This window comes from Gammaproteobacteria bacterium, from assembly GCA_013697705.1.
Classification (GTDB): Bacteria; Pseudomonadota; Gammaproteobacteria; order UBA6002; family UBA6002; genus UBA6002.
The window spans coordinates 1-24,262 of sequence record JACCWJ010000048.1 but is presented as its reverse complement, the minus strand read 5'-3'; the positions used below and the strand labels follow the sequence as shown (position 1 = coordinate 24,262).

The window sequence follows — 24,262 nt, the reverse complement described above, 5'->3', positions numbered from 1 at the left end:
CGATTAGTTCATTATCTTCACGTAGGAGTCATCTCGCAATTTTTGAACCCATTCTTTAACCGCTTCTGAAACTTTTTGTTGAAATGCCAAGTTTTTCAGGTCTTTTTCGCTAGGCTTAAGATTTTCACCCTTGGCTTCCACTAATTTTAAGACATGGAAACCATTGGGTGCTTGTAGTGGAGCACTAGTGGTATTAACTCTCATTGCAGCAATGCGGGATTGAAATAGAGACGGAAATTCAGGTAAAGCACCCCAGCCAAGATCATTTTTTTCAGCCAAAGGATGTTCTTTAATTACTTCATCGATATCTTTACCGTTTTTTAATTGATTGGAAATTTCCGTGGCTTGCTTCCTAAGTGCTTCTACTTGGTTAGTAGATGTATCAGGGGTAGGAAGCGCAATATCAATCACATGATAGGCATTATACTGATTAAATTTATCTTTGTTTTTGCGGACAAACTCTGTGACATCTTCTGGCTTCATAGTAACTGTCTTGACCACTGCTTCTTGCTGTAATTTCTGCAGTAACAATTGATCATGTATTTGTGCTTTATATTGATCAAAGTTGACACCACTTTGCTCTAGCGCTGTCTTGAGCTGTTCTACCGAAATTTTGTTAGCCTTGGCAACGCTTTGTACGGCTTGATCTAAATCTTCATTGCTCACTTTTATACCCTTGCTATGTATGAGTTGCATTTGAAGATTTTTAGCAATTAAGTTATCTAATACTAATTTTTTAAATTCGGGTGGCGAAGGAATCGGTTGATTAGCGTGTTCCATATGTTTCTTGGCTTCTTCCATTTCCTTGGTCAGTTCTGATTGTGTGATAGCTTCACGATTAACAATCGCCACAATTTTATCTAAATGGGTAAAGCTGGATTTGGTGTTTGTCGTTTCTTCTGCATAGCAGGTTACAGAAAGTGTGAGTCCTAGAGCGGCAAACGCATAACATATTCTTTTCATTGCTAACCTCTAAATGTATCTTGATAGCCAAAAATACTACTCATTAATAAGTTACCAGGGTCGCTGTTGCCAACATTTCCCAGGCCTTTTAATTGTAGCTGTACATAAAAGTTTGTTTGATAGGTAACGAGATTGTTTATATTCTCTGCTGTAACAATTCGACTTGCAACAACTCGCATCGCCCAACAACAACTATCATATTGAAAACCATAAAAATAAGCTTGTGGGTGCCCGTGACTTAAATTGTAATTCATATTAGCTAATGCTTGCCAATGATCATTAAGTTGCCAGGCCAACGCTACATTTATGCGATTTAAATTGTTTTGGCTGCTGTTTAATTGGTAAGTGGTGAGTGTATCGCCTTTTCGAACAAAGTCATATCCTATATTAAAAATATGGCCAGGGTCTGGACGGTAATGAAACTGTAAGGATGCATTGTTGAGTCCCTGGTCTTCGGGGTCCACAGCGACACTTCCGACCGCATTCCAATCATGATTAAAGTAGTAATTCACTTCTCCTACTAAGGGCGAAATGCTCTTGTGGACATAAAAATCATTGTTACAATCCGGCGTGAGGCAGACATTCGCCTGTTTAAAGTAGACTGTTTGTCCGATGCTTACACGTACCTTTTGCTCCCCCGTATCGCTATTTAGAAATCGCGAGGTTAACGCCAAGGAAAGTTGATTTGCATCACCCAGTCGGTCGTAGCCCACAAAACGATTTGTTCGAAAAAGCTGTGCGAAAGAAAATGGGGGGAGGGTGGTGTCAAAAACTGGAATGTTATTTTGATTAGCTTCAGGCACAAACAAATAAAATAAACGCGGCTCAAGTGTTTGCTTAAAACACCCGAGGTCTTTTTCGAAATAAACACCCGTGTCGATATTGAAAATAGGCAGAACGCGTGATTGTTGGGTAGGCTGATTCATCGTATTTTGTAAATTATAAAACGTACCATCGAGCTGCAGTTTTGGGATGAAAAATGTGGCAGGTGTTATTATCGGATAAACAAGACTGGGTTGCAGATGGAGTCTCTGGCCCGTCATCTTGGGGTCGCCGGTGATGAAATCGCGAGGGCGCTCAAAGTTTACAAATTCGCTGTTAATTTGGAAGGCTAAATGATTGGGCCACTCCGGATAATCGCTGGCAAGATAAAGTTGCGGCAGACGCGAATATTGATCAAATATGGGTTGTTGATTAATAGGATGTAGCGATTGAAAGGTTTGCAGCCGACCTAGAAATCGCCAGTTATCGGACGCATAATGAATTTCTGCTTGATTTAATAATTGATCTCGACTGCTATTAAAAGGATTGTAGGCAAAATCCTGAAGATAGTAATCGTCGGTCACATAATTTATGTCAAGATTACCCCACCAATGCTGATTAAAGCGCGTGCAATCGGTGAAAGAGAGCATCCCTCGACCATCACTCGCTCGTTCGAGCCGATCTATAAAGGGAATGGTTTGGGGGGTGACTTCCCAATCGGTCATAGCCAGGCGACGAAAATGCGCAAAATTACTATCATAGGGAATGTATTCAATATTCAAATTGCCCGCGCTATTGCAGGTGATGTAACGAAAATGTGTTTCAAGCTCCACGCCACGGCGGTAAATATACGCCGGGACAATTGTTGCATCATAGTTAGGGGCTAAATTGAGGTAATAAGGCAATCCAATGTTAAATCCATTGGTATTTGAATATCCCGCAGTGGGAAATAGAAACCCTGTCTTCCGCCGATTATCGATGGGGAAGGAAAAATAAGGGACCCAGATAAGTGGGCGATCATGGATATAGAGAAAAGAATTTATCGCTTCGCCCCAGCCGTGCTCTCGATCCAAATGTAACTTACTAGCAATAATATTCCAGGTCTGATTAATGGGGGAGCAGGTAGTATAGCTGGCGTTTTTTAGCGTAATATCCGTGTCAGACTTGCGGATGACGCACTCCGCCTGGCCCCAAGCATTCAATACTCCGCGTGGCGAGGGCTTTGCTAATCGATACAGAGCTTTGTTGATTTTTACATATTTCTGCTGTAGATCAACGAAGACAGTTTGGGCGACGAAATGTTTTCCAGGTTCATAATAATGAACATTCCCAAGCAGTGAGATTTGACTGATTTCATGCGATGTTGCATCGCGATAGAGAAGTGCTTTGTCCGCGCTTATTTTACGACCCGGTTGGGTCACATTAATATTTCCGGCTAATTCGGAAGTGCCTGTGGCCGAAAATGAAACGGTATGTTCGGCGGTGATAGTGGTTGTTGCAGCATCAATATCGCCAGGACTTGAACATGAGAGGATGATGGCAGGTTCTTTGTAATAGCCACCACAAATATTTGTGCCACAGGGCATCCATCCTAGAAGATTAGCTATTTCTCGGGGGGGGAGGAAGGTGGGGTAAAAACACGGAAAAGCGAACGCATTGTCAAAGCTAAGGACGCAAATCCACGTTAGTAACGCTATTGTTAGATTTATTTTTTTCACGTTGCTAGGAGAACCCTTGCCAAGCTCTAAATGAGCGCTTAATAATTACGGTTTTTTATATCTTGATTTCAGCAAGGCTACATATTAATTTCCTTTTATGCAATTACTAGAGGTCGTAATGATGACTCCGGCAGAAGCACTCTCAACTTGGGTGAAACAACATAAAAACTATACGCAGATTACGCCCATCCCTGGAGACGCTAGCTCGCGGCATTATTTCAGAGTTACTGAAAAAGACGCTACGTATATTGCGGTTTATGCCCCCCCTGCATCGGAAAACAACGAAGCGTTTGTAGAGGTTGCAAAACGTTTTTTAAAGCAGGGATTGAATGTTCCAGAGGTTTTACAGGTGAATTATAGGGAAGGTTTTTTGCTGCTCTCAGATTTAGGAGACACCCAGCTATTAAAAGTTCTTAATCATACTAACGTCAAAGATCATTATTCTAAAGCCTTGGAAGATTTAATTAAATTGCAAGGTTGCCGCAATTTTTCCACTTGGCAGCTGCCTCATTTTGATTCTCGATTACTATCTGAGGAGCTTTCTCGATTTGACGAATGGTATTTAGATAAGCATCTAGCAATTACGCTCAGCGAATCAGAGCACGCTATGCTCAAAAGGGTTTATGATTTACTGATTGAGCAAGCAGAAGGCCAGCCCCAGGTGTGTGTTCATCGAGACTATCACTCGCGCAATCTAATGCTATTACCGAATAATGAAATCGGTATTCTTGATTTTCAAGATGCTGTTCTAGGGCCCATTACCTATGATCTAGTTTCCCTTTTGCGCGATTGCTATATTAAATGGCCGCCCGAGCAAGTGTATGAGTGGGTTGAAGAATTTTGGCAAGTGCTCCATGCTAAACAAATGATTTCTGTCTCGCTGTCTCAATTCATCACCTGGTTTGATTGGATGGGTTTGCAGCGCCATTTAAAAGTATTGGGTATCTTTGCTCGCCTTTATCGTCGCGACAATAAAACCATTTACCTCTGCGACATGCCACTCGTATTAGAGTATGTGCTGTTCGTTTGTGACAAATATTCAGAATTCACTGCGCTAAAAGAATTTTTATTAAAGAGAGTGAAACCAACTTGAAGGCAATGATTTTAGCGGCAGGTCGTGGCAATAGGCTTCGCCCGCTCACAGACACAATTCCTAAGCCTTTGCTAAAAGTGGGCGAATTATCCATTATTGAGCATTTACTTTTTAAGCTCAAAAGTCATGGCTTTAACGAGATTGTTATCAACCTGGCCCACCTCGGTGAAAAAATTGAAGACCAACTCCAAGCGGGGCAACGTTATGGGGTTGATATAATTTATTCTTACGAATTTGTCACCGGCGGTTTAGAAACCGGAGGCGGTATTGTCAATGCCTTGCCCTTGCTGGGTAGCGATCCCTTTGTGGTGGTCAGTGGTGATATCTGGACGGATTATAATTTCTCAACTCTAAAAACCCAGCCGTTAGAGGGATTAGCCCATTTAGTACTGGTGGATAATCCGCCTGAACATATTCAAGGCGATTTTAATCTCCTAGGCGCTCGTCTAACCGAGGGTCAAGGAAGACGTTTAAGTTATGGCAACATTGGTGTTTATCATCCCGATCTTTTTAAAGGACATAAACCCGGGTTTTTTCGTTTAGGCCCTATATTGCATAAAGCCGTTGCAGAAGGACAAGTGACCGGAGAACACTTTGAGGGAACCTGGGTAAATGTAGGAACGCTTGAAAATTTAGCCGCGCTTCGTCAACGCGTTTGCTGATGAGATCTATAACAATACTTTCTGAATCCATTTGCCAAGATCCTGGGCTTCTTCTTTATTCACAGTGTGAGCTATTTCATAGTCATGCCAGCTCACTGAATAGCCCAAAGAGGCTAATTTGTCGTAAGCACTCTGGCCAATAGTGTAAGGCACGAGAGTATCTTGTTTTCCATGGGCTAAAAAAATAGGGGTCGCTGCATTGATAGTTTGTCTTTCGCCCATCATCTGGTCAGTGAGGGGCAAATACGTAGACAGACCTATCACACCCGCTAGCTTTTTGGGGTAGCGAAGTCCCAGATGGAGCGCAATAGCCCCGCCTTGAGAGAATCCACCCACAATAATACGCTCGCTGGGCACCCCTTTTTCTATGATGCTATCAATCAAATCTCCCACTAACTCTAACGATTTGCGGATTCCAGGTTCATCTTGTCTAGCTGTTTCGTGCAGGCCAAAGATGTCAAACCAGGCGCGCATGGGGTACCCCCCGTTGACGCTAACGGGTTGAATCGGAGCGTGCGGAAAAATAAAGCGCACTCCTAGGTTTTGAGGCAATTCTAGCTCAGGAACGATGCCTTCGAAATCATGCCCGTCCGCCCCTAGACCATGGAGCCAAATCACGCTAGAATCCGGGCTTTGGTTTGTATTTACTTCGACATAATCATCAATTGAATGCATGGATGCTTCCCGATTATAAAGGATTGATATAAGAGGGCTTGTTAAGGTTAATTTAACAATATGTTGGTAATATAACAACATACCTACTAATTCTTTCGAGGGTTTTCATGAACGAGCGCAAAAACCAGCAGTCTACTACAGTACGCGATTATAGCGGCGTCATCGACACGCTTGAGAGGCGAGGCTATATTCCAGCTCAAGGCCTGGCTACTAATGTCGATATTGATTCAGTTATTGAGAAATTTGTTCCCAAGTCTTTCCAATATGAAAAAACTAATATAGGCAATGAAAACACGCTGAGGGAGGTGTTGACCAAAAACCCTACCACAAACTTAATAATTCCCTTGCTTGTGGGCAGTAACCATTGGGTGTTGTTGACACGCCAAATCCAAGGCAATAAAGTCACAATTGAATGCTGGGATCCCGTAGAAAAACCTGAAACTCAAAACCCCAGCCCAAACGCCATCCAAAAGTGTTTGAAGGAGGTTGTTAGACAAGTTTATTCAGCCGCTACAACGAGCAAACAAGAAATATTAGTTTCTTATACATATGGGGGTGAACAGAAATTAGGGGACGCTTACTCATGTGGGGCTCGAGTTGCTCGTAAAGCATTAGAAGTGGTTGGTGCTGGACACGGATTTAGGAAGGTTTCAATTGATGATCCTCGGGCCCTAAACGTAGCCTTTGTGAATTGCATCATTGAGAATTCAGTCACATCGTTCGACAAAAACCAGATTGATATCTTTGCAAAAGATACCTTTCCTATTTTTTATCGAGAGGATTCTGAAAACAGTAAAACCATATCTCAAATAAAAAGTGACGAGTCTCTGGCTATTTATTTGCAAGAAGCCTACATAAAAAACCCTGATTCTTCCTGGGAGGCCCTACAAACAGATGCATTGACCAATCTTGCTAAAGCAACTGAGGCAGTCATAGCAGAGAAGGGTCGAGATATGTCGGGCTGGACGTTTGCCAACTTTTTTTCAAAGCTACCAACACAAGCATCAGTCGACAAAGCAGATAAAAATGCTGAAAACGACGTACATACTTTGTCAATTCCGAGAACATGATCAGGTTAATCTTCCTAGGCTTTTTTTTTCTAACAGGCTGCGGGCAAACAGGGGGTCTCTACTTGCCACCCCCTTGCCCGCATGTACAATAAGCGAAGGCTAGATTCCACTAGTGATTTAATCAGTTTGTTAAGGCCTCTGAAATGGATCATTTCAATTTTCATAATGACCAATTATTCGCTGAAGAGGTGCCGGTTGCCACCATTGTGCAGCAATATGGAACCCCCTGTTATATCTATTCACGGGCTACGTTAGAGCGTCACTGGAAAGTCTTCAACGAAGCTTTTGGTGCCCACCCTCATCGCATTTGTTATGCAGTTAAAGCCAATTCCAATATTGCCATCTTAAATCTTCTGGCCAAACTCGGTTGTGGTTTTGATATCGTTTCTCAGGGCGAACTTGAGCGCGTCTTAGTTGCCGGGGGCAATCCTAAAAACATCCTGTTTTCTGGGGTGGGTAAGCTAGTTCCTGAAATCAAGCGGGGTCTTGAAGTAGGCATTGCTTGTTTTAATGTGGAGTCAACAGCAGAGTTATTGCGGCTCAATGACATCGCCGGTCAACAGGGCAAAAAGGCGCCGATTTCATTGCGGGTTAACCCAGACATTGACGCCAATACCCATCCTTATATTTCGACTGGATTAAAAGAAAACAAATTTGGTGTCGATATTGATGAGGCAATTTCACTCTATGAATTAGCTCGTTCCCTGCCGCATCTTGAGATACGCGGAGTAGGCTACCATATAGGATCTCAGTTAACGGAGTTGAAGCCCTTTCTTGAAGCCTTTGATCGAGTTTATGATTTAGTAAAAAAACTGCGCCAGCATGGAGTGACTGTTCACCATCTTGATATCGGGGGCGGTTTAGGCGTTAGATATTCCAATGAGGTGCCGCCTTCACCTGCAGAATATATAACAGAGATTATTTCCCGGCTCGGTAACGATAGCTTAGAAATAATCGTGGAGCCGGGACGTGCGATTGCAGCCAATGCCGGCATACTGGTCACACGCATTGAATACCTTAAGATGACACCTCACAAAAATTTTGCGATTGTGGATGCTGCGATGAATGATCTTTTGCGTCCCGCTCTATACAATGCCTATCAAGAAATCATAGCTGTTGAAAATCAAGATAGAGAGACGATAAAGGTCGATGTGGTGGGACCAGTTTGTGAAACGGGCGATTTTTTAGGCAAAGATCGTATGCTGGCCGTTAAAGATCAAGATTTATTAGCCATTCGCACAGCAGGAGCCTATGGATTTACCATGAGTTCTAACTACAATTCCCGACCACGAATTCCTGAGATTATGGTCGACGGTGATAAAATCTATCTAATAAGAGCGAGAGAAACAATTCAGGATTTGTTTATGCATGAAAAATTACTGCCAGAGGAAGCCACATGTCTCTGAAGTTTATTAAAATGCAGGGCCTGGGTAATGATTTTGTAGTGATTGATTGTGTCAAGGAAAAGGTAGAGTTGAATACCATAGCTATTCGACATATCGCAGATCGCCACCTTGGAGTTGGTTGTGATCAAGTACTAGTCATCGAGCCCGCCGACGCAGCTGATCATGACTATCGATATCGGATTTTCAACGCAGATGGCAACGAAGTCGCCCAATGTGGCAATGGTGCTAGATGCGTGGCGCATTACCTCTTTACTGAAAATCTCATCCGAAAAAACGTCCTCCTACTCGCGACAGTTTCCGGAAAAATCGAATTGATGCGAGAAGAAAATGGCGAGATTACTGCCAATATGGGTAAGCCGCAATTTGCTCCTGACGACATTCCGTTGCAGATGGATCAAGCACAAAATGAGTACCAGTTATTATTAGAAGACAAGGTTATACGATTTGGTGCAGTTTCAATGGGCAATCCGCATGCTGTCATTAGGGTGGGGGATGTTTTGGAAGCCCCGGTGCAGTCCATAGGACAATTGTTGCAACAGCACGCAGCGTTTCCTAAACAAGTAAATGTCGGCTTTATGGAAATAATTTCTCCCGAACATATTCGCTTGCGGGTATACGAGAGAGGAGTAGGCGAAACCTTGGCCTGTGGTAGTGGCGCGTGTGCGGCAGTCGCTGTTGGCAGGCATCTATATGATTTATCTCCACGTGTAAGAGTAGATTTGCCGGGGGGAACTCTGAAGATAAAATGGCACTCACCGCAGGACGATCTTTTCATGACCGGCCCTGCAAAGACAGTTTTCAAAGGGGAGCTTATCTAAGCGCCCGATAATAAAAATTAATTGCCTCTTATATTTGTTTTTGGTATAGATGCCTAATAGCTTGGATACGACATTTTTTATCACTTGATCGTCACGGCAAATCCATTTTAATTTTGTCGTGTGCAGATGCCTTAAAGCTGCAAAATGCTACAAGGCATTTATTATCCGCTATAATTAAAGATTATTAAGCTGCCTGAGCTGGAGGAGAGAATGGCAACCCAAAAGAAAGCGACTATGTTAGGCCCCATAGGTTTCACACCCTATACGGTGGAAAAGAGTGAAAAATACATGAATGATACGCAACTCGATCATTTTCGTAATATTCTGCGCTTATTGAAACAGCAATTGATGGAAGAAGTGGATCATACCGTCCATCACATGCGTGAAGATGCGGCCATTTATTCTGATCCTATTGATCGCGCGGCCCTTGAGGAAGAGTTTACGTTAGAACTCCGAAACAGGAACCGAGAAGGTAAGCTCATCAAAAAAATCGAATATAGTCTTGAGCGTATCGATCGTGGCGATTATGGCTATTGTGAAAGTTGCGGTGCTGAAATTGGAATTCGTCGCTTAGAGGCTCGGCCAACCGCCGAACTTTGTATTGATTGCAAAACCTTTGACGAAATCCGTGAAAAACAAACTAGTGGTTCCTAATTTCTTTATGTTAAAGTGTCTCCTTTTGTAATAGGAAATTACCAAGGAGAGCTTTTGCATGAGCGGAAAACTTTTTGCACTTTTGTTCATCATCATTGCGCTATTGCTTGCAGGTTTTGCTTCAATATTGCCTCAAGATAGACTAGCTTCTATTATTTATATCACACGATTCTTTGACATCATGTTGCCTGTATTGGCGGTGGGTGCCTTAATTAAATATTTATTTAGCTGTCATCATCATTGGCACCGTCCTGTGAATGATCCAGTTACACGAAATGATACTGTTACTCGAATAGAAACACGGTAATTTTGGGCGGACTTCGGTCCGCCTCTCTTTCTAACGTTGATATAATGAACGCACTCTCCATCCAAAATTTAAAAAAAATCTATAAAAATGGATTTACCGCCCTTAAAGGAATTGATCTTACTGTTCCCGCTGGAGATTTTTTTGCCTTGCTGGGTCCTAATGGGGCAGGTAAAACGACTCTCATAGGTATTATCAGTCATTTAATTACCAAATCCGCCGGTCGTGTTGCGGTGTTTGATTATGACCTTGATAAACAACTAGCCCAGGCAAAAGCTAATATTGGATTAGTGCCGCAAGAATTTAACTTTTCCATATTCGAGACGGTCGAACAGATTGTTATTAACCAAGCAGGTTATTATGGAATCCCGCGTGATATTGCCAAGATGCGAGCGAAAAAATATCTCACCCAACTGGATTTGTGGAGCAAACGACACTCACAAGCGAGACTCTTGTCAGGAGGAATGAAGCGAAGATTGATGATTGCGCGCGCGTTAATGCACGAACCCCGCTTGTTGATCTTAGACGAACCAACTGCCGGAGTGGATATTGAAGTTAGGCGTTCTATGTGGCGATTTTTGAAAGAAATCAATCAGAATGGAACGACTATCATTCTTACCACACATTACTTAGAGGAAGCAGAAACTCTTTGTAAGAATATTGCGATTATCAATCAAGGGACCATCATAGAAAATACCAGCATGTCTAACCTTTTAACAAAGCTGAATATTGAAACCTTCGTACTGTTTCTGAAAGAAGCAATTCAAGACGCTCCCCAGCTATCAGGCTATTCTTTACGTAAAGTTGACTCCAAAACACTTGAGGCAGATGTTAATGCCGGGCAAGGGGTTAACGACTTATTCTGTTTGTTAAGAGACCAAGGTATCGAAGTGCTGAGCATGAAAAACAAGGCAAACCGATTAGAAGAAATGTTTATTTCTATTGTAGGCGAAGATATACGTGAATCTTAAACAAAACTGGGTGGCCTTCCAAACCCTTATCACAAAAGAAGTTACTCGGTTTTTACGCGTTTGGACGCAAACTATTTTGCCTTCTGCAATTACGATGGCGCTCTACTTTATAATTTTCGGACATTTAATGGGTTCTCGTATCGGAACATTAAACGGTATTCCTTATATTCAATATATTGCTCCGGGTTTGATTATGATGTCGGTGATCACCAACGCTTACTCAAATGTAACCTCTTCCTTTTTTCTGGCAAAATTCCAACGCAGTATCGAGGAATTGCTGGTTTCGCCCACGCCGAACTATCTCATCTTAGGAGGTTTCGTTATGGGGGCGGTTTTGCGCGGCCTTATAGTTGGAATTGTCGTGACTTTAATTTCGGCGTTATTTACTGATTTAACCGTCCATCACTTCTTAATAATGGCCTTGGTCGTATTTCTGGCTGCCTTATTGTTTTCACTAGCAGGCTTTATAAACGGCATTTTTGCCAAAAAATTTGACGATATCGCCATCATTCCTACCTTCATACTCACGCCCCTAACTTATTTGGGCGGAGTATTTTATTCTGTTAGTATGCTGCCGCCCATATGGCGAACATTGTCTTATTTTAATCCCATTCTCTACATGGTAAACGCCTTTCGTTATGGTGTCCTGGGCGTCAGTGATGTCAATATCGGTCTTGCCCTAGCTATTATTACGGGAATGATAATTGTCTTATTAGTATTAGCGCTTTATTTATTAGATAAAGGCGTCGGAATTAGAACATAGGTGATCAATGCTAGATAAAATTTTCATCAAAGGTTTGTTATTAGAGGCGATTATAGGGGTTTATCCGCATGAAAAAACGGTGAAACAGCCGATCTCAATAGATATAGAGATGGAGGTTGATGTGACCCTCGCTGTTAAAACGGACCTCATAAAAGATACTGTCGATTACGATTTAGTGATGGATAGAGTCACTGAGATAGTCGAAAAAAGTCATTATGATCTTCTCGAGTCTCTCATCGAGAAGATCGCAACAACAATATTAAGTGAATTCAAGGTCTCTAAAGTGCGTTGTACCCTTTGTAAGCCAAGAGCTATAACGAATGCCCAGTCGGTGGGCATTTCTATCGAACGTTAGAGACCATTAGCATTTCTATTTTCATTTTCATTTTCATTTTCATTTTCATTTTCATTTTCATTTTTATTTGGAAGCTCCGCTATATGGAGTCCGTTTTGACTGCTTGGGTTGCCTCCCAGCCTATTGGCCATCCATTCTAGAGAATTGTTGTTCCTGGCGGGAAGGTCAGCAGATGGCTGCAACGGAAGATTCTTTTTCAAGCGCAATTCTGTCGCCATTGGCACAAGGGCAGCACTCTGAACAATCCCAGACTCTCTGTCATAAGCCTCAAGTTGACCATTGCGATAGATCTGAATTTCGCCTCGGTAGTTAGGGTCAATAGCGAAAATAGCATTGATAGTTTCATTGACTATGTCATTGTTGGTAGATTTGATAACAAAAATTCTATTAAAATTTCCATCAGGTGAATTAAGTGCGGTACTAACCATATCCATGATATGGAGCATTCTTTTATTTCCTTGACCTAAGGGCTTCCCTTTTAATTGATAAATGTTGCAAGCTTGAAGGGAAGATGTTGCTACTTTACTCCAGAGATATTTGCTCTTTGTCTCATAGATCAGTGGAATTTCGAGCGCTTTTCCGTTCCATTTGGGATGGGTAAAAGCCTTGGAGTTACTTGGAAGCTTTGTGGAGTTTGATCCGAAAAGCCGCTGCCATAACGGTTTACTGTTTGAATTTCCTGATGCTCGAGTAGATGAACTCTGTGGAACGTTGTTATTTCTTTGAGGGTTATCTCGGATCTCTAAACTGAGATGTACATCAGGACCACCATTATCCAATCTTGAATTTGAGAGGTGACCGCCGTTAAGGTTATGATTAATCCTTCCAAAAGTCGATTGAAGAGGTCGGTCAGGTTGTTGATTAGATGCAGGGTTTGAGTCTGAACGATTCAAGAACTTGTTTAGCCATGCTCCTAGTTTGAAAGGCGATTTTGGAGCTCCGCCAATAGGAGGGTTGTTAGCGGGAGGAATATTAATAACCTCTTGCGGATGCCTCTGTTCGCCAAGAGGGGCAACCTCTGCTCTTGGATTAGGCTTTTTGCGAGAAAGCCTTTGTTTTAACTGATTAAAAGTTGTTGTAAAGGTAGATCTACTGGGGGCTGGATTTTCATTTTGCTGATCTGGCTGATTGGCAACGTGCCCTGGATCATTGACAGGCTTTGGCTTTGAGGGAAAAAGCTTATTCCAGCGACTTTGAATAGATGATATGAAGCCAGAGGTAGCAACAACAGGAGGCTGATTATCAAGGTTTGCTGCTCTAACTGGTCGGATCTCTTCGCCCGGGTCTTGTTGATTTTGCTCTAGAGCTCCTTCCCCTTCCTGAGGATTGCCGGGGACTGGAATCTTTGGCGGAAAAAATTTTCTCCATTGATTTTGGAGAGTTGTTGTTAAGCTAAATTTGCCTTGTTGCTTGTTATCCTCTGCGCCGACTGGGAGCTCTCCCAGAATCTTAGACTCATCGCGCTCTACTCTTTCCATGAGACCTTCCCCTTCCTTTTCCCTGTTAAATTTTGCAATAAACCATCGTCCTGCTTTTTTGAAAGGATTTGTAGAGTTAAAATCACCGGGGGCTGGATTCTCATTTTCCTGAACCTGATCGGCCGCCTGCCTTAGAGCAGATTTTGTGCCAAAAAGCTTATTATAGCCATTTTGAATAAATGATATGACGCCAGCGGTAGGAGCAACAGGAGGTTCATCTACGGCGGGTCGTATCTCTAGCGGCAGATTATTATCCATCCCGGGTTGGCCGTCATGGGGTATGTTTAGATCAGAAGAATTTTTGCGAGCAAATGCTTTGGCCCATAAGCTCTGGATACGAGTTTTTAGGGAATTAAATGCAGGGGAACCTGCATTGTTCTGAGGTTCGTCTGGCTGGTCTTGTTGTTGTTGTGGAATGTCCTCATTCCGTGGTGGAAGCATATAATCAGGATCAGGTGGTGGAAGCCCCCCGCCCTGTGGAATCCCACCCTCTCTTAGTAGCGGCTGTGGAATCTCACCTTCTCCGAGTGGCGGCTGCGGAATCTCACCCTCTTCTCGTAGTAGCTGCAGATTTGCATTTTCCACAAGTTCTTGACCTCCGTTATCTTCATGGTTGTCTATTAGCCGATGGCTACCTGGCCTGTGATTCGTATTTGATTTTTGACCGAGGGTTGGTATTATTTTTTTGAAGCGACCAAGCAGGCCCATGCGTGTCTGTTTAGGAGGGTTTGAATTTTCATCTAGATTCTCACTCTCAGGATGATTAAGCTCTTCCTGCGGGTTTTGCTCTCTTGCTTCAGCCTGTTGATTCGCATTAACTTGATCTACCATCTGCTCTTGAGGTTGATCATTGTTGTGTAACGGAGGCTGTGGGATTGGAGTATCTGGATGTTGTTTCTCAATTTGCCATTGGTCGTCTGTCGGAAATGGACTTTCCTTTATATAAGCAAAATTCGATGCTAATTTCTCAAATAACTCAGCCTCCAGCTCTGCGTTATTTTCTGTCGCGAGAAGATGTTTCAAAATAGCTGTACTCGTATATGATAGGTTTATATTATTGTTATCAGCGGAGTTGTTATCAGTTGCCCCTTCGAGGTCTTTGATTTCATTGTCAAGTGAGTGTTCTTGCTGTTCGAGTGATTTGATTTCGTCATCGAGAGTCCGTGCTTTCTTCCAACCCCCCTTTGCCAAAACGCGATTGCTCTCCTTTTGAGCTTCCTTCACGGAAGCTAGGGTCTCATCTTTTTCAGTCAGAAGACGAGTTATGTTATCTCTTATAGCTTTTTTTTGATCGGTAAGCTTCATTACTCTTTTAGCAGCATCTTTTTTACCAGCCATTTCATCACCCAAATTAAGTATTAGATATTAATTATAGCGAACCTAGATTAACCAATTATTAAGAAAACCTATTAAAGTGGGGATTTTCACTTTTTATCGTACAAAGAACCTTGATTCCGCTGCGCTGCATCAAGGCTACCGGGGTATTTCGTAGCCTTGATGAAGCGCAGCGGAATCAAGGTCTTAGCCTTTACCTGCATGTAGCTTGATGCTAACACCTCATCGATGGGAAGAGAGCCTATTCTCTAAGGCCAGTAGGCTGTTGGCTATCTACCGAATACTGCGTCCGCCATCCACCGCTATAATCTGTCCTGTTATATAGCTTTGTTTGATTAAAAACAATACCGTTTCCGCTATATCTTGAGGGTTTCCTTGTCGTTTCAGCAGGGTTTGGTTAATGATGTATTGCTGAGTTTCCGCTGAAACAGAGCTTTGTTCATTTGGCCAAAGAATAGCGCCCGGGGCTACGCCGTTTACCCTTATAGAGGGGCCCAATTCACGCGCTAGCGATTTTGTAAGCATCACTAAGCCTGCCTTGGCTATGCAATAGACAGGGTAATTTTTAAGGGGTTTATCCGCATGGATATCAACTATATTCACGATATTGCCCTTTGACGACACTAAATGCGTTGCTGCAGCTTGGCATAAAAAGAAGGGGCCTTTAAGATTGCTACCAACCAAGTCTTCCCAGTCATTTTCGCTAACCTGTTCTAGAGGAGTTGGATAAAAACTAGAAGCATTATTCACCAGCACATCTAACCGTCCCCACACCTTTTGAGCTTGATCTATTAAATGCTGGCAGGCGTCAATTTCTTTGATATCGGCCTGAAAAACTTTTGCGGAGTTAGGCCGACTATCATTTAGATGTTTGCACAATTCAAATGCTTCTGCTTCCGAATGGTGATAGTGGAGGACGACATTCATCCCTGACTCATGTAATAAACGAGTAATAACAGCGCCAATTCGTTTAGCGGCGCCTGTTATCAAGACAACTTTGTTCATCATTTTCTCCTAATGCATTGCTTAGGTCTTGCAAACACAAAATGGTCGCTATACCCTAGCCCCATGATCGACCCAGAAGCAATCTTACCTCACCCCAGTGTCAATGCTCATAATAATGTTGAGCAATTGATGACAAAAATTAGGCTAGAAATATCCCAGTCTGGGCCCCTGTCTTTTGCGCGCTTTATGGAGCTGGCTCTGTATGCACCCGGCTTGGGATATTACTCAGCGGGTCGGCAAAAATTCGGGCAAGAAGGTGATTTTACCACAGCACCTGAGATGTCGGTTTTATATTCCAGATGTTTAGCGAAGCAATGTCACCAAGTGTTGAGTCACACGCCCGGGGACATTTTAGAGCTCGGTGCGGGAACAGGTAGCATGGCGCTTGAAATATTATTTGAATTAGAAAGGTTAAATTCTTTGCCAGAGCACTATTACATTTTAGAAATAAGTGCCGATCTTAAATCAAGACAGCAAGCGCTGATTAACTCTAAGGCTCCTCATTTAAAGCATAAGGTAATATGGCTGGACACCTTGCCTGAATTTAAATTTGACGGTGTAATTCTGGCCAATGAGGTGATGGATGCGTTTCCAGTGCATCGTTTTAAATACATGCGAGGACATCTCAACGAATTTTATTTAAACCTCGAAGCGGGGGGGCAGCTTATTGGGCACTGGCGCGAGGCCTCTTGTGCACTTAAAAAATATGTTGAGGATCTAGAGATTGAATTTGAGGACGGATACGAAAGTGAAGCTAATCTTTTTATTTGGGGTTGGATCAAAAGCATCAGTGATGTTTTAGGCCAAGGCGTTATTCTATTAATTGATTATGGATTTCCGCGCGCTGAATATTATCATCCTGATCGAAATCAAGGCACGTTAATGTGTCATTATCAGCACCAGGCACATAGTGATCCCTTAATAAATATAGGGCTGCAGGATATTACTGCGCATATTGATTTTACCGCAGTAGCTGAAGCTGCATTTGACTCTGGATTAACAATTATGGGATTTACCAATCAGGCTGGTTTTTTATTATCTTGTGGTATGATCGACGATTTGCAACAGCAGGGCCCAGAGAGCTATTTAGCATTAGCGAATCAAGTGAAGATATTAACTTCTCCAAATGAAATGGGGGAATTATTCAAAGTGATTGCGCTCACTAAAGATATCGATGTACCGCTTTTGGGATTCTCACTTCGAAACATGTGTGAACGATTGTAAGGTTTTTCATGTCAGAGATTACAACTATTGAGCTCTATAAAGAAAATTTTGAATTTGCTGCAGGACATTTTACGATTTTTTCTCCGACGACGAGAGAACGCTTGCATGGTCATAATTTTAGAGTAGCCGCAAAAATTGATTCAGAAATAGTGCCTGATCGTGGCATGGCATTTGACTATGGCGTTTACAAAGAAATATTGCATAGGTTATGCAAACAACTTGACAGCTATTTTCTACTGCCAACGATGTCGCCTTATTTAAGGATCGAAACAGAAGGTGATTATTATTATGCTTATTTCCATGAAGATAAAATCCCATTTTTAAAAAAAGATGTGTTGTTATTGCCGCTTCGAAATATAAGTGTTGAAGAACTCGCGAAATGGTTTTTAGAACAAATTGTAGCAGATGAAAAAACGATCAATCAGCATCGTGTAGTGGGTGTTTATCTTCAAGTTTTTTCTGGGCCTGGGCAGGGAGCGAGTGCGAGCTGGAAATTATGATCACATTTGTTATGCCAAGCCATGGTTTGCATCTCAATTAATCGCGAGCGGGTTCGCGCAAATTCAAATAACATTCTGCCGGAACGGTAAAGTTGCTCTATGGGCTTTTCCGCAGAAATAATTAATTTTTTGTTGGTATCGTAAAGCACGTCCACTAGGCTTATAAATGTGCGTGCAAGATCATTTTGCTCTGGCTGTATGGCTGTAACATTACTCACAATGATAGTGTGATAATTTTTTGCAATGGCTAGATAATCATCCTGAGATCTCGGCACGCCACAAATTTTGAGGAAATCAAACCACGCCACACCCTCAGAGACTTTGCGTGTCATAATATCTCTGTCACAGATGCGCAACAGTTTTTTAACTTCGGCGGGTTGTTTGCTGAGCAGGGAAAATTGTGTTTGTAATTTTTGCTCGGCATCATTATCGAGGGGGGTGTAATAAAATGTATTGTCTGCGTAATTTTGTAATCGGTAATCGCTTTGTGTGGTGATATGTATTACTTCTGAATTTTTCTTTAAGAGTTCAATGGCAGGTAAAAAATTACCTCGTTGCAAGCCTTTAAGATAGAGATTATCAGGTGAACTATTGCTCGTAAAAATAAGGCAAATTCTTTCCTTGTAAAGTGCGTCAAATAAACCGGCTAATAACATTGCATCTGCTATATCATTTACGGCTAATTCATCGAAACAAATCACCTTGGTTTCCCCTGCCAATTGTGTGGCAATTTTTTTAAGTGGATTGGTCGTGCCTTGTAATTGAGTGAGTTGTTCATGAATCATGTGCATGAATTTGATGAAGTGTATGCGTAATTTATTTTTAAAGGGTAAACAATAAAAAAAACAATCCATTAAAAATGTTTTGCCAATTCCTACATCACCCCATAGATATAAACCTTTGGTCAAATCTGTTTTGGTAAGACTTAGCTTTTTTAGTAAGGTAAATTTAGAGGTGGCGTGCATTAAATGATCGTGTATAACTTGGAATTGTTTGACAACCATCGCTTGTTGGTCATCTTCTAAAATCTGATCGCTTTCTATCAATCGCTGATAGTATTCTATGGGCGTCACTTCAACCTCAAATCTGCTTTTGGTTATCTTATAGTATAAGAGGGGGTGTTGCCATGAAGAAATTGAATCAAGATTGATCTTCGCAAAATGTTAAATAGTCGCAATGATTTTTCACGAAACTTTCTAATGCAGGCGTAAATAAATTTGGGTTTTCATCTTGTCTTTGTTTATTTAGTGCATTTGCGAGCATCGTTCGTTGGTCTTTGGTGCCAAACTTTGCAATAGTTTGAATGCAATCATCTAATTTTGAAACAGTGGTCTCGCTGAGTTGAGAGGGAGTCATAGAAATAATTTGAATTGCCTGAACTAAGGCGCAGCAAACCTTCTGAGTCACATGCACCACGGAGCTGTTCTCAATTCGATAGTGAGTGAGATACGATTTTAGATGTTGATAAAATTCATCAATACCAGAATACTCGGTGGCCGTGCGATTAAGTTTCGCAGTCCAGTATTCAATATCTTTTACAACGCGATGCGCTTTATTATAAAGAATTACATCGTTGTCGAAACGCAAAGACTTGCGTTTTATTCCGAGATTAATGATGGTCTTCTCACGCTCTGTAGTTGACAGATATCGTCTTAACAACCGTTTGTAATCATTTAATAATTTTAAAATGTGTTCAGAGAAGATTGACATTTAAAATGCCCCTATTACGTCAATTGGGAATTATTCAATAGGGGCATTATAAAGAGGTATTCTTAATGAAATATTAAAGGGATGAGGATTTTAATAAACTTCCACGACGATTGCACCAAAAACCTATTGCAAATTCAAAATTCTCGGTAAATAAGCTGCATTCTGAGCTGCTTACCTTTTGTACTGGACAAAAATTTGGTTCCATCACACGTCGTCCCGCGACTTGTTCGCGATCCAGAAAAGGAATTGGATCCCGCGACTTGTGTATAGTCCGGGCACATATTGGACACTATCCGGGCACATACTTGACACTTTAAACTATGCATATTGGATTTTGGAGTATTCAGTGTGCCCTGGAAAGAGAAGTCAATTATGTGTCAAAAAGAAGCATTTATTAGATCGGTACTAAGAGGTGATATTTCGTTTAAGCAATTATGCCACACATTTGGAATAAGTCGCCAAACGGGTTATACATTGCTTAATCGCTATCAGGCTGAAGGTGTTTGTGGATTAGATCAACGCTCTAGAGCCCCTATTAATCAGCCACACAAAATAGCTAAAGAAATTGAGAAACAAATTTTAAAGGTCAGAAAGAAAGCGTCCACTTGGGGGGCCAAAAAAATAAAAAGTTATCTAGAAAGAAGAGGGGTAGAAAACCTACCTGCTCTGAGCACAATAAATGAAATACTAAAGCGTAATGGCTGTGTGTCTCAGGAAGAATCGCTTAACCGGCCTTACATTCGGTTTAATAATAAAGATTATTGGGTGGGTAAACCTTTCATTGGAAAAAACATAGAAGTAAGAAACTGCGAAATGAGAGGCTTACTTGAAATTTATTTTGGGAAGCATAAGATCTACTCTTATAAGCTGGAGTAGGCATTATCTTATGTCAAGTATGTGCCCGGACAGTGTCCAATATGTGCCCGGACTATACACAAGTCGCGGGACGACGGCAGAACAGTATTTTGATGCAATCGCCCTGCAAACGAATGGATGCCCCGCGTCATAATTATTTCCCCTTGATTTAACTTTGTGCATAGACCGGAGACATTCCTGGCAAACGTTTAGTCAGATATGCTCTAGGTGGTTTATGTATTTTGTTGGCTCTATAACAGCTTGTTGAAATTTGCGTTTGAGGTCATTAAATAACGCAATTCAAAAAATTGAGCATCTCCTCTTTACGGTAGCGATAGGTGAAAAATTATTCTCCTGCTGATATCTTTCATTTATTTTTTCATTGTCAAAATCAAATGAACTTTATAGGTACCAGAGTACGTCGGATCTTCAGATCTGGGCAAGAGTGTTGTTTAATGAATAACATAGTTCAGTGATTTCTGTGAATCTAATTCAAGCAGATTATCAGCAACTTCCAAAATATTTTTCAAAATAAAGTCATATTTTTCTAGAGGGATGATGTCTTTTTTGCTCTTGATTAAAGTAATCAGATTTTCTTTATTAACATCATTTTGATTAGCACTTTTATCCTTTAGCTCACGTATAAACGAAGTTAAAGGATCCTCTGAAAAAAACCACGTTTTAGCTTTTTTTATAGCTGTTAAAGCAATGGGTTCCAATGTAATGTGTTTTTCTAATACGGCAATTATTTTGTCAAGTGTATTCTTGTGGGATTCCTGTGATACATTCCACATAGTAAGGAACGCAAAAACTTTTTGTTGATTCCTAGCTTTCGCAATGGAGATAGGTGTGTCGCCATCAATCGCAGCTTGATCTTTATTCGCACCGGCATTAATTAAGGCTGCAACCACTTTTAAGTGGCCATTGTGAGCAGCGATAAAAAGCGGTGTGACGCGCTCATTCATAGCTTGATCTTTATTCGCACCCGCATTAATTAAGGCTGCAACCACTTCAATGTGGCCATTTTGAGCAGCGATGTAAAGCGGTGTGGCGCCACTATTCATAGCTTGATCTTTATTCGCACCCGCATTAATTAAGGCTGCAACCACTTCAATATGGCCATTTTGAGCAGCGATAAAAAGCGGTGTGGCGCCCTCATTCCTAGCTTGATCTTTATTGGCACCCGCATTAATTAAGGCTGCAACCACTTCAATATGGCCATTTTGAGCAGCGATATAAAGCGGGGTTGCACCGTTATTTTGGGCTGCATTAATAATAACCGAGTCACGAGTTGAGCTGATCTCCGACACTATATTACAGGCCGCTGCCCAATAAAATTTCGTTCTACCTTGATCATCTTTTTCTACCTTGGAAAAAATCTTCGAGCATATTTGGTCATAGAAAAAACGTAAAATTTCATTTTGGCCATATAAGCCAGCTAAAGTAACTGGAGTGCGATTTTGATGGTCTAAAACATCTAAATTGCCAGGAAGATCGCTTTCTAATTGCGCAATAGTTTCTAAATCATTAGCGCTTATACATCGAAATAGCTCCCGTTGGTCCTTCGTCAATTTACTATTTTTTTTATTGTATTCGTCAGCATTTTCTTTATATAGCGTTCTATAACTCAATTGAGGGTTGTATTTTGTGTCATCATTTTTTGATAACAGGAATTGGCGTTGATAAAGTTGAAACCAATATAAATTTTGTTTAATAGTCTTATTACTACCCGCATCGATCATGAATTTCATGGTCCGGCTTAATTGAACAAAACGAAAGAAATAGCGTGAATCACCGCTTAAGAAAAGTATGGAAAGTAGTAATTCACGAGGTAAATTTTCTAGCAATGATTTTTCTTGCATATGAGTGCCTCATTTAATCCAATTTATACGAAGGGATAGTGTACGCTATAAAGATTAAGTGAAAATTAAAGGTGAAGGGGTTATAGACGAATGCGGCGATTGCACCGTGCGCCACGAAGCGCATTATTACTAACTGCTGAAAGAGCAATCAAGAAAGCGTAGACCCAACGCATCTTGTACTGAGTCTTGAATACATATTAGCAATAATATGGATTAAGCGTAGACAGGGATATTGTAGGCTGTAAATCGAAAGATTGAAGTGATTGAGTCCCGTTAAAGCCGATTTTAGGATGGTCGATAGATGGTGCGCCTAGAAGACAACAGTATTTATATTGATAAAGGGCAAATATAAATACCATCCTCGGGATCTTAGAGCACAGCATGCAATAAAAGTAAGAATGTCAACGTGGGAGATCCTAAACATTCTTCAAGGAAGAAGTACTAACTGACAAACGTAATAGTAAGGAAGTTAGGAAGATGGTTAGGAAGTCAGATAGGTCATAGTACTGATGAAGTGGGGTAAAGCCCATGGAGGGTTGGGTAAAATCGACCTCTAAGGAGAAACGTCGTGGAGACAGCAGATTATCCGATGACGACGGAAACGAAACTAAAGAGGATAGCTTGGCTATCGAGCAAAGATGAGACGAAGAAATTTGATTACTTAATGCATCATTTTAACGTTGACTCACTGCGCATTTGCTACAGCGAGCTTGCTGGAAATAAAGCAGTTGGAGTAGATGGGATAGACAAAATTTCTTATGGTGCGGACTTAGAAAACAATCGTGAAGTGTTGGTAACTAAATTAAGGCAGATGTCTTACCGTCCTGGTCCAGTACGTCAAGTACTGATATCTAAGGTAGGTAAGGGAGCTGGTAAACGAGAATTAGGCATTAGCAACTTCGAAGATAAGCTAGTTCAAAAGATGATGCATAAAGTGCTTGAGAGCATTTACGAGCCGCTATTTTTAGATTGCTCTTATGGTTTTAGGCCAGGGAGAAGCTGCCATGATGCAATTAGAGCACTGAGGAATCATCTAAATGACCAAGCGGTTGAGATTGTAATCGATATTGATTTAGCAAATTTCTTTGGTTCGTTAGATCAAATTGCATTAGTAGAAATATTGAGTGAGAAGATAGGGGATAAAAGATTTTTGTGCTATATAAGTCGACTTCATAAATCGGGGATGCTCGCAGAAGGAGTACTGAAGAAATATGAGGAAGGTGTAGTGCAAGGAAGTTTATGCAACCCAATTTTATCGAATATTTATGCGCATTATGCAATTGATAAATGGATGGAAGAAACGGTTAAAAATCATTGCAGAGGCAAGGTAGAATTATTTCGTTACTGTGACGATGCAGTGATTTGCTGCGAACATGAAAGCGATGCACATCGAATAAAACAAGCATTGTCAAAGCGACTTGCTAAATACCAGCTAAAGCTCAATGAAGAGAAGACATCGTTGGTGTCGTTTTCTAAGAAGGGCTATCAGCAAGGAAAGAAGCAAGGCGCATTTGATTTTCTTGGTTTTACTTTTTATTTGGAGAAGAGCCGCTCTGGTACAACATTGCTTGCAAAAGTAAAAAGTAGCGGTAAGCGAATGCGATCCAAACTGAAAAAATTTAAACGTTTGGTGCAAAGCAATCAGAAATAGATACAAGCTGCGAGAAATTTGGAAAAAGCTTCGCGTAATGTTGCAAGGATACTATCGTTATTACGGAGTATCTTTTAATTCACTACGATTGAAACAATTCGAATATCGAGCATTGCGTATCTTATTTAAATGGCTAAATCGCAGAAGCCAACGCAAATCATTTTCCTGGGATAAATTTCGGTTATTTATAAACGGAAATCCACTCCCAAGAATTAAAGTCTATCATGCGTTATTTTGAACTAGAACATAGCCGAGTGAAAGATTTTATCTTGAGCCCATTGCCTTAATTGGGCGCGATGTGGTTCTAACGAGGGGCGTGTGGAGTGATTCACGCGTCTACTCTCTAAAAACCCCCTTGACAAACATTTGAGGCTTGAATAGCCCTGGATTTCGCTACGCTACATCCAGGCTACAACACCCTCAAAGTA

Annotated in this window: 23 protein-coding genes; 15 read left to right on the top strand and 8 right to left on the bottom strand. The window is 41.3% G+C overall.

Annotation, left to right across the window (positions count from 1 at the left end; all coding sequences use genetic code 11):
* Positions 1-3: 3 nt before the first annotated feature.
* Positions 4-963, bottom strand: coding sequence for a SurA N-terminal domain-containing protein (locus H0U71_09160; protein MBA2655214.1), 960 nt, complete (start codon positions 961-963; stop codon positions 4-6).
* Between the two features lie 2 nt (positions 964-965).
* On the bottom strand, positions 966-3,443 hold the full coding sequence (locus tag H0U71_09155; protein MBA2655213.1) for an LPS-assembly protein LptD: 2,478 nt from the start codon (positions 3,441-3,443) through the stop codon (positions 966-968).
* Positions 3,444-3,561: 118 nt separating this feature from the next.
* Between H0U71_09155 and H0U71_09150 the strand changes: the two genes are divergently transcribed.
* Positions 3,562-4,536 (top strand): phosphotransferase, encoded by a 975-nt coding sequence (locus tag H0U71_09150; protein ID MBA2655212.1) that lies wholly within the window; start codon positions 3,562-3,564, stop codon positions 4,534-4,536.
* A 5-nt stretch (positions 4,537-4,541) separates the two neighbouring features.
* Positions 4,542-5,198 (top strand): nucleotidyltransferase family protein, encoded by a 657-nt coding sequence (locus H0U71_09145; protein ID MBA2655211.1) that lies wholly within the window; start codon positions 4,542-4,544, stop codon positions 5,196-5,198.
* A 6-nt stretch (positions 5,199-5,204) separates the two neighbouring features.
* Here H0U71_09145 and H0U71_09140 read toward each other — a convergent pair whose 3' ends face one another.
* Entirely contained in the window at positions 5,205-5,873 is a 669-nt protein-coding gene (locus tag H0U71_09140) for a carboxylesterase (GenBank protein ID MBA2655210.1), read from the bottom strand.
* 107 nt (positions 5,874-5,980) lie between these two features.
* Between H0U71_09140 and H0U71_09135 the strand changes: the two genes are divergently transcribed.
* From H0U71_09135 to folB, 9 genes are all read left to right on the top strand, one after another.
* Positions 5,981-6,943 carry a hypothetical protein gene (locus tag H0U71_09135; protein ID MBA2655209.1) on the top strand — a complete coding sequence of 321 codons (963 nt, stop codon included), beginning with the start codon at positions 5,981-5,983 and terminating at the stop codon, positions 6,941-6,943.
* Positions 6,940-7,035, top strand: coding sequence for a lipoprotein (locus tag H0U71_09130; protein ID MBA2655208.1), 96 nt, complete (start codon positions 6,940-6,942; stop codon positions 7,033-7,035). The genes H0U71_09135 and H0U71_09130 overlap by 4 nt, the downstream gene beginning before the upstream one ends.
* 51 nt (positions 7,036-7,086) lie before the next feature.
* Positions 7,087-8,349, top strand: a complete 1,263-nt coding sequence (gene lysA / locus H0U71_09125; GenBank protein MBA2655207.1) for a diaminopimelate decarboxylase — start codon at positions 7,087-7,089, stop codon at positions 8,347-8,349.
* Positions 8,340-9,167: a diaminopimelate epimerase gene (gene dapF / locus H0U71_09120; protein ID MBA2655206.1), complete on the top strand. Its 828-nt coding sequence runs from the start codon at positions 8,340-8,342 to the stop codon at positions 9,165-9,167. The genes lysA and dapF overlap by 10 nt, the downstream gene beginning before the upstream one ends.
* Positions 9,168-9,377: 210 nt before the next feature.
* Positions 9,378-9,821, top strand: a complete 444-nt coding sequence (dksA, locus tag H0U71_09115; GenBank protein MBA2655205.1) for an RNA polymerase-binding protein DksA — start codon at positions 9,378-9,380, stop codon at positions 9,819-9,821.
* 58 nt (positions 9,822-9,879) lie between these two features.
* Positions 9,880-10,128: a hypothetical protein gene (locus H0U71_09110; protein MBA2655204.1), complete on the top strand. Its 249-nt coding sequence runs from the start codon at positions 9,880-9,882 to the stop codon at positions 10,126-10,128.
* A 44-nt stretch (positions 10,129-10,172) separates the two neighbouring features.
* A complete protein-coding gene (locus tag H0U71_09105) occupies positions 10,173-11,096 on the top strand; it encodes an ABC transporter ATP-binding protein (protein MBA2655203.1) in 924 nt (307 codons plus the stop codon).
* Complete coding sequence (locus tag H0U71_09100) at positions 11,086-11,859, top strand: ABC transporter permease (protein MBA2655202.1); 774 nt, start codon at positions 11,086-11,088, stop codon at positions 11,857-11,859. Before H0U71_09105 ends, H0U71_09100 begins: the two co-directional genes overlap by 11 nt.
* 7 nt (positions 11,860-11,866) lie before the next feature.
* Positions 11,867-12,214 carry a dihydroneopterin aldolase gene (gene folB, locus H0U71_09095; GenBank protein ID MBA2655201.1) on the top strand — a complete coding sequence of 116 codons (348 nt, stop codon included), beginning with the start codon at positions 11,867-11,869 and terminating at the stop codon, positions 12,212-12,214.
* On the opposite strand, the gene H0U71_09090 is transcribed toward folB, so the two are convergent.
* On the bottom strand, positions 12,211-15,030 hold the full coding sequence (locus H0U71_09090) for a hypothetical protein (protein MBA2655200.1): 2,820 nt from the start codon (positions 15,028-15,030) through the stop codon (positions 12,211-12,213). The genes folB and H0U71_09090 overlap by 4 nt on opposite strands.
* 270 nt (positions 15,031-15,300) lie before the next feature.
* Positions 15,301-16,035: a pteridine reductase gene (locus H0U71_09085; GenBank protein MBA2655199.1), complete on the bottom strand. Its 735-nt coding sequence runs from the start codon at positions 16,033-16,035 to the stop codon at positions 15,301-15,303.
* Positions 16,036-16,095: 60 nt separating this feature from the next.
* On the opposite strand from H0U71_09085, the gene H0U71_09080 reads away from it, so the two are divergent.
* Positions 16,096-17,256, top strand: a complete 1,161-nt coding sequence (locus H0U71_09080; protein MBA2655198.1) for an SAM-dependent methyltransferase — start codon at positions 16,096-16,098, stop codon at positions 17,254-17,256.
* Positions 17,257-17,264: 8 nt separating this feature from the next.
* Positions 17,265-17,756, top strand: a complete 492-nt coding sequence (locus tag H0U71_09075; protein ID MBA2655197.1) for a 6-carboxytetrahydropterin synthase — start codon at positions 17,265-17,267, stop codon at positions 17,754-17,756.
* Here H0U71_09075 and H0U71_09070 read toward each other — a convergent pair.
* Positions 17,705-18,829 (bottom strand): AFG1 family ATPase, encoded by a 1,125-nt coding sequence (locus H0U71_09070; protein MBA2655196.1) that lies wholly within the window; start codon positions 18,827-18,829, stop codon positions 17,705-17,707. The genes H0U71_09075 and H0U71_09070 overlap by 52 nt on opposite strands.
* Positions 18,830-18,896: 67 nt before the next feature.
* A complete protein-coding gene (locus H0U71_09065; GenBank protein MBA2655195.1) occupies positions 18,897-19,466 on the bottom strand; it encodes a hypothetical protein in 570 nt (189 codons plus the stop codon).
* Positions 19,467-19,838: 372 nt separating this feature from the next.
* Here H0U71_09065 and H0U71_09060 point away from each other — a divergent pair, with 372 nt between their 5' ends.
* On the top strand, positions 19,839-20,342 hold the full coding sequence (locus H0U71_09060) for a helix-turn-helix domain containing protein (GenBank protein MBA2655194.1): 504 nt from the start codon (positions 19,839-19,841) through the stop codon (positions 20,340-20,342).
* A gap of 431 nt (positions 20,343-20,773) precedes the next feature.
* On the opposite strand, the gene H0U71_09055 is transcribed toward H0U71_09060, so the two are convergent.
* The gene (locus H0U71_09055) at positions 20,774-22,183 is read right to left on the bottom strand and encodes an ankyrin repeat domain-containing protein (protein MBA2655193.1); all 1,410 of its coding nucleotides are present in this window, start codon (positions 22,181-22,183) and stop codon (positions 20,774-20,776) included.
* Positions 22,184-22,751: 568 nt separating this feature from the next.
* Here H0U71_09055 and H0U71_09050 point away from each other — a divergent pair.
* The gene (locus tag H0U71_09050) at positions 22,752-23,834 is read left to right on the top strand and encodes a group II intron reverse transcriptase/maturase (GenBank protein MBA2655192.1); all 1,083 of its coding nucleotides are present in this window, start codon (positions 22,752-22,754) and stop codon (positions 23,832-23,834) included.
* Positions 23,835-24,262 lie beyond the last annotated feature (428 nt).

Excerpts from the sequence above, each read along its gene's own strand:
- H0U71_09080 (MBA2655198.1), top strand. The coding sequence starts at position 16,096 with ATGATCGACCCAGAAGCAATCTTACCTCACCCCAGTGTCAATGCTCAT.
- H0U71_09055 (MBA2655193.1), bottom strand. The coding sequence starts at position 22,183 with ATGCAAGAAAAATCATTGCTAGAAAATTTACCTCGTGAATTACTACTT.
- dapF (MBA2655206.1), top strand. The coding sequence starts at position 8,340 with ATGTCTCTGAAGTTTATTAAAATGCAGGGCCTGGGTAATGATTTTGTA.
- H0U71_09150 (MBA2655212.1), top strand. The coding sequence starts at position 3,562 with ATGATGACTCCGGCAGAAGCACTCTCAACTTGGGTGAAACAACATAAA.
- H0U71_09130 (MBA2655208.1), top strand. The coding sequence starts at position 6,940 with ATGATCAGGTTAATCTTCCTAGGCTTTTTTTTTCTAACAGGCTGCGGG.
- H0U71_09065 (MBA2655195.1), bottom strand. The coding sequence starts at position 19,466 with ATGTCAATCTTCTCTGAACACATTTTAAAATTATTAAATGATTACAAA.
- H0U71_09145 (MBA2655211.1), top strand. The coding sequence starts at position 4,542 with ATGATTTTAGCGGCAGGTCGTGGCAATAGGCTTCGCCCGCTCACAGAC.
- H0U71_09090 (MBA2655200.1), bottom strand. The coding sequence starts at position 15,030 with ATGGCTGGTAAAAAAGATGCTGCTAAAAGAGTAATGAAGCTTACCGAT.
- H0U71_09085 (MBA2655199.1), bottom strand. The coding sequence starts at position 16,035 with ATGATGAACAAAGTTGTCTTGATAACAGGCGCCGCTAAACGAATTGGC.
- dksA (MBA2655205.1), top strand. The coding sequence starts at position 9,378 with ATGGCAACCCAAAAGAAAGCGACTATGTTAGGCCCCATAGGTTTCACA.
- H0U71_09140 (MBA2655210.1), bottom strand. The coding sequence starts at position 5,873 with ATGCATTCAATTGATGATTATGTCGAAGTAAATACAAACCAAAGCCCG.
- H0U71_09160 (MBA2655214.1), bottom strand. The coding sequence starts at position 963 with ATGAAAAGAATATGTTATGCGTTTGCCGCTCTAGGACTCACACTTTCT.
- H0U71_09075 (MBA2655197.1), top strand. The coding sequence starts at position 17,265 with ATGTCAGAGATTACAACTATTGAGCTCTATAAAGAAAATTTTGAATTT.
- H0U71_09135 (MBA2655209.1), top strand. The coding sequence starts at position 5,981 with ATGAACGAGCGCAAAAACCAGCAGTCTACTACAGTACGCGATTATAGC.
- lysA (MBA2655207.1), top strand. The coding sequence starts at position 7,087 with ATGGATCATTTCAATTTTCATAATGACCAATTATTCGCTGAAGAGGTG.
- folB (MBA2655201.1), top strand. The coding sequence starts at position 11,867 with ATGCTAGATAAAATTTTCATCAAAGGTTTGTTATTAGAGGCGATTATA.
- H0U71_09060 (MBA2655194.1), top strand. The coding sequence starts at position 19,839 with ATGTGTCAAAAAGAAGCATTTATTAGATCGGTACTAAGAGGTGATATT.
- H0U71_09110 (MBA2655204.1), top strand. The coding sequence starts at position 9,880 with ATGAGCGGAAAACTTTTTGCACTTTTGTTCATCATCATTGCGCTATTG.
- H0U71_09105 (MBA2655203.1), top strand. The coding sequence starts at position 10,173 with ATGAACGCACTCTCCATCCAAAATTTAAAAAAAATCTATAAAAATGGA.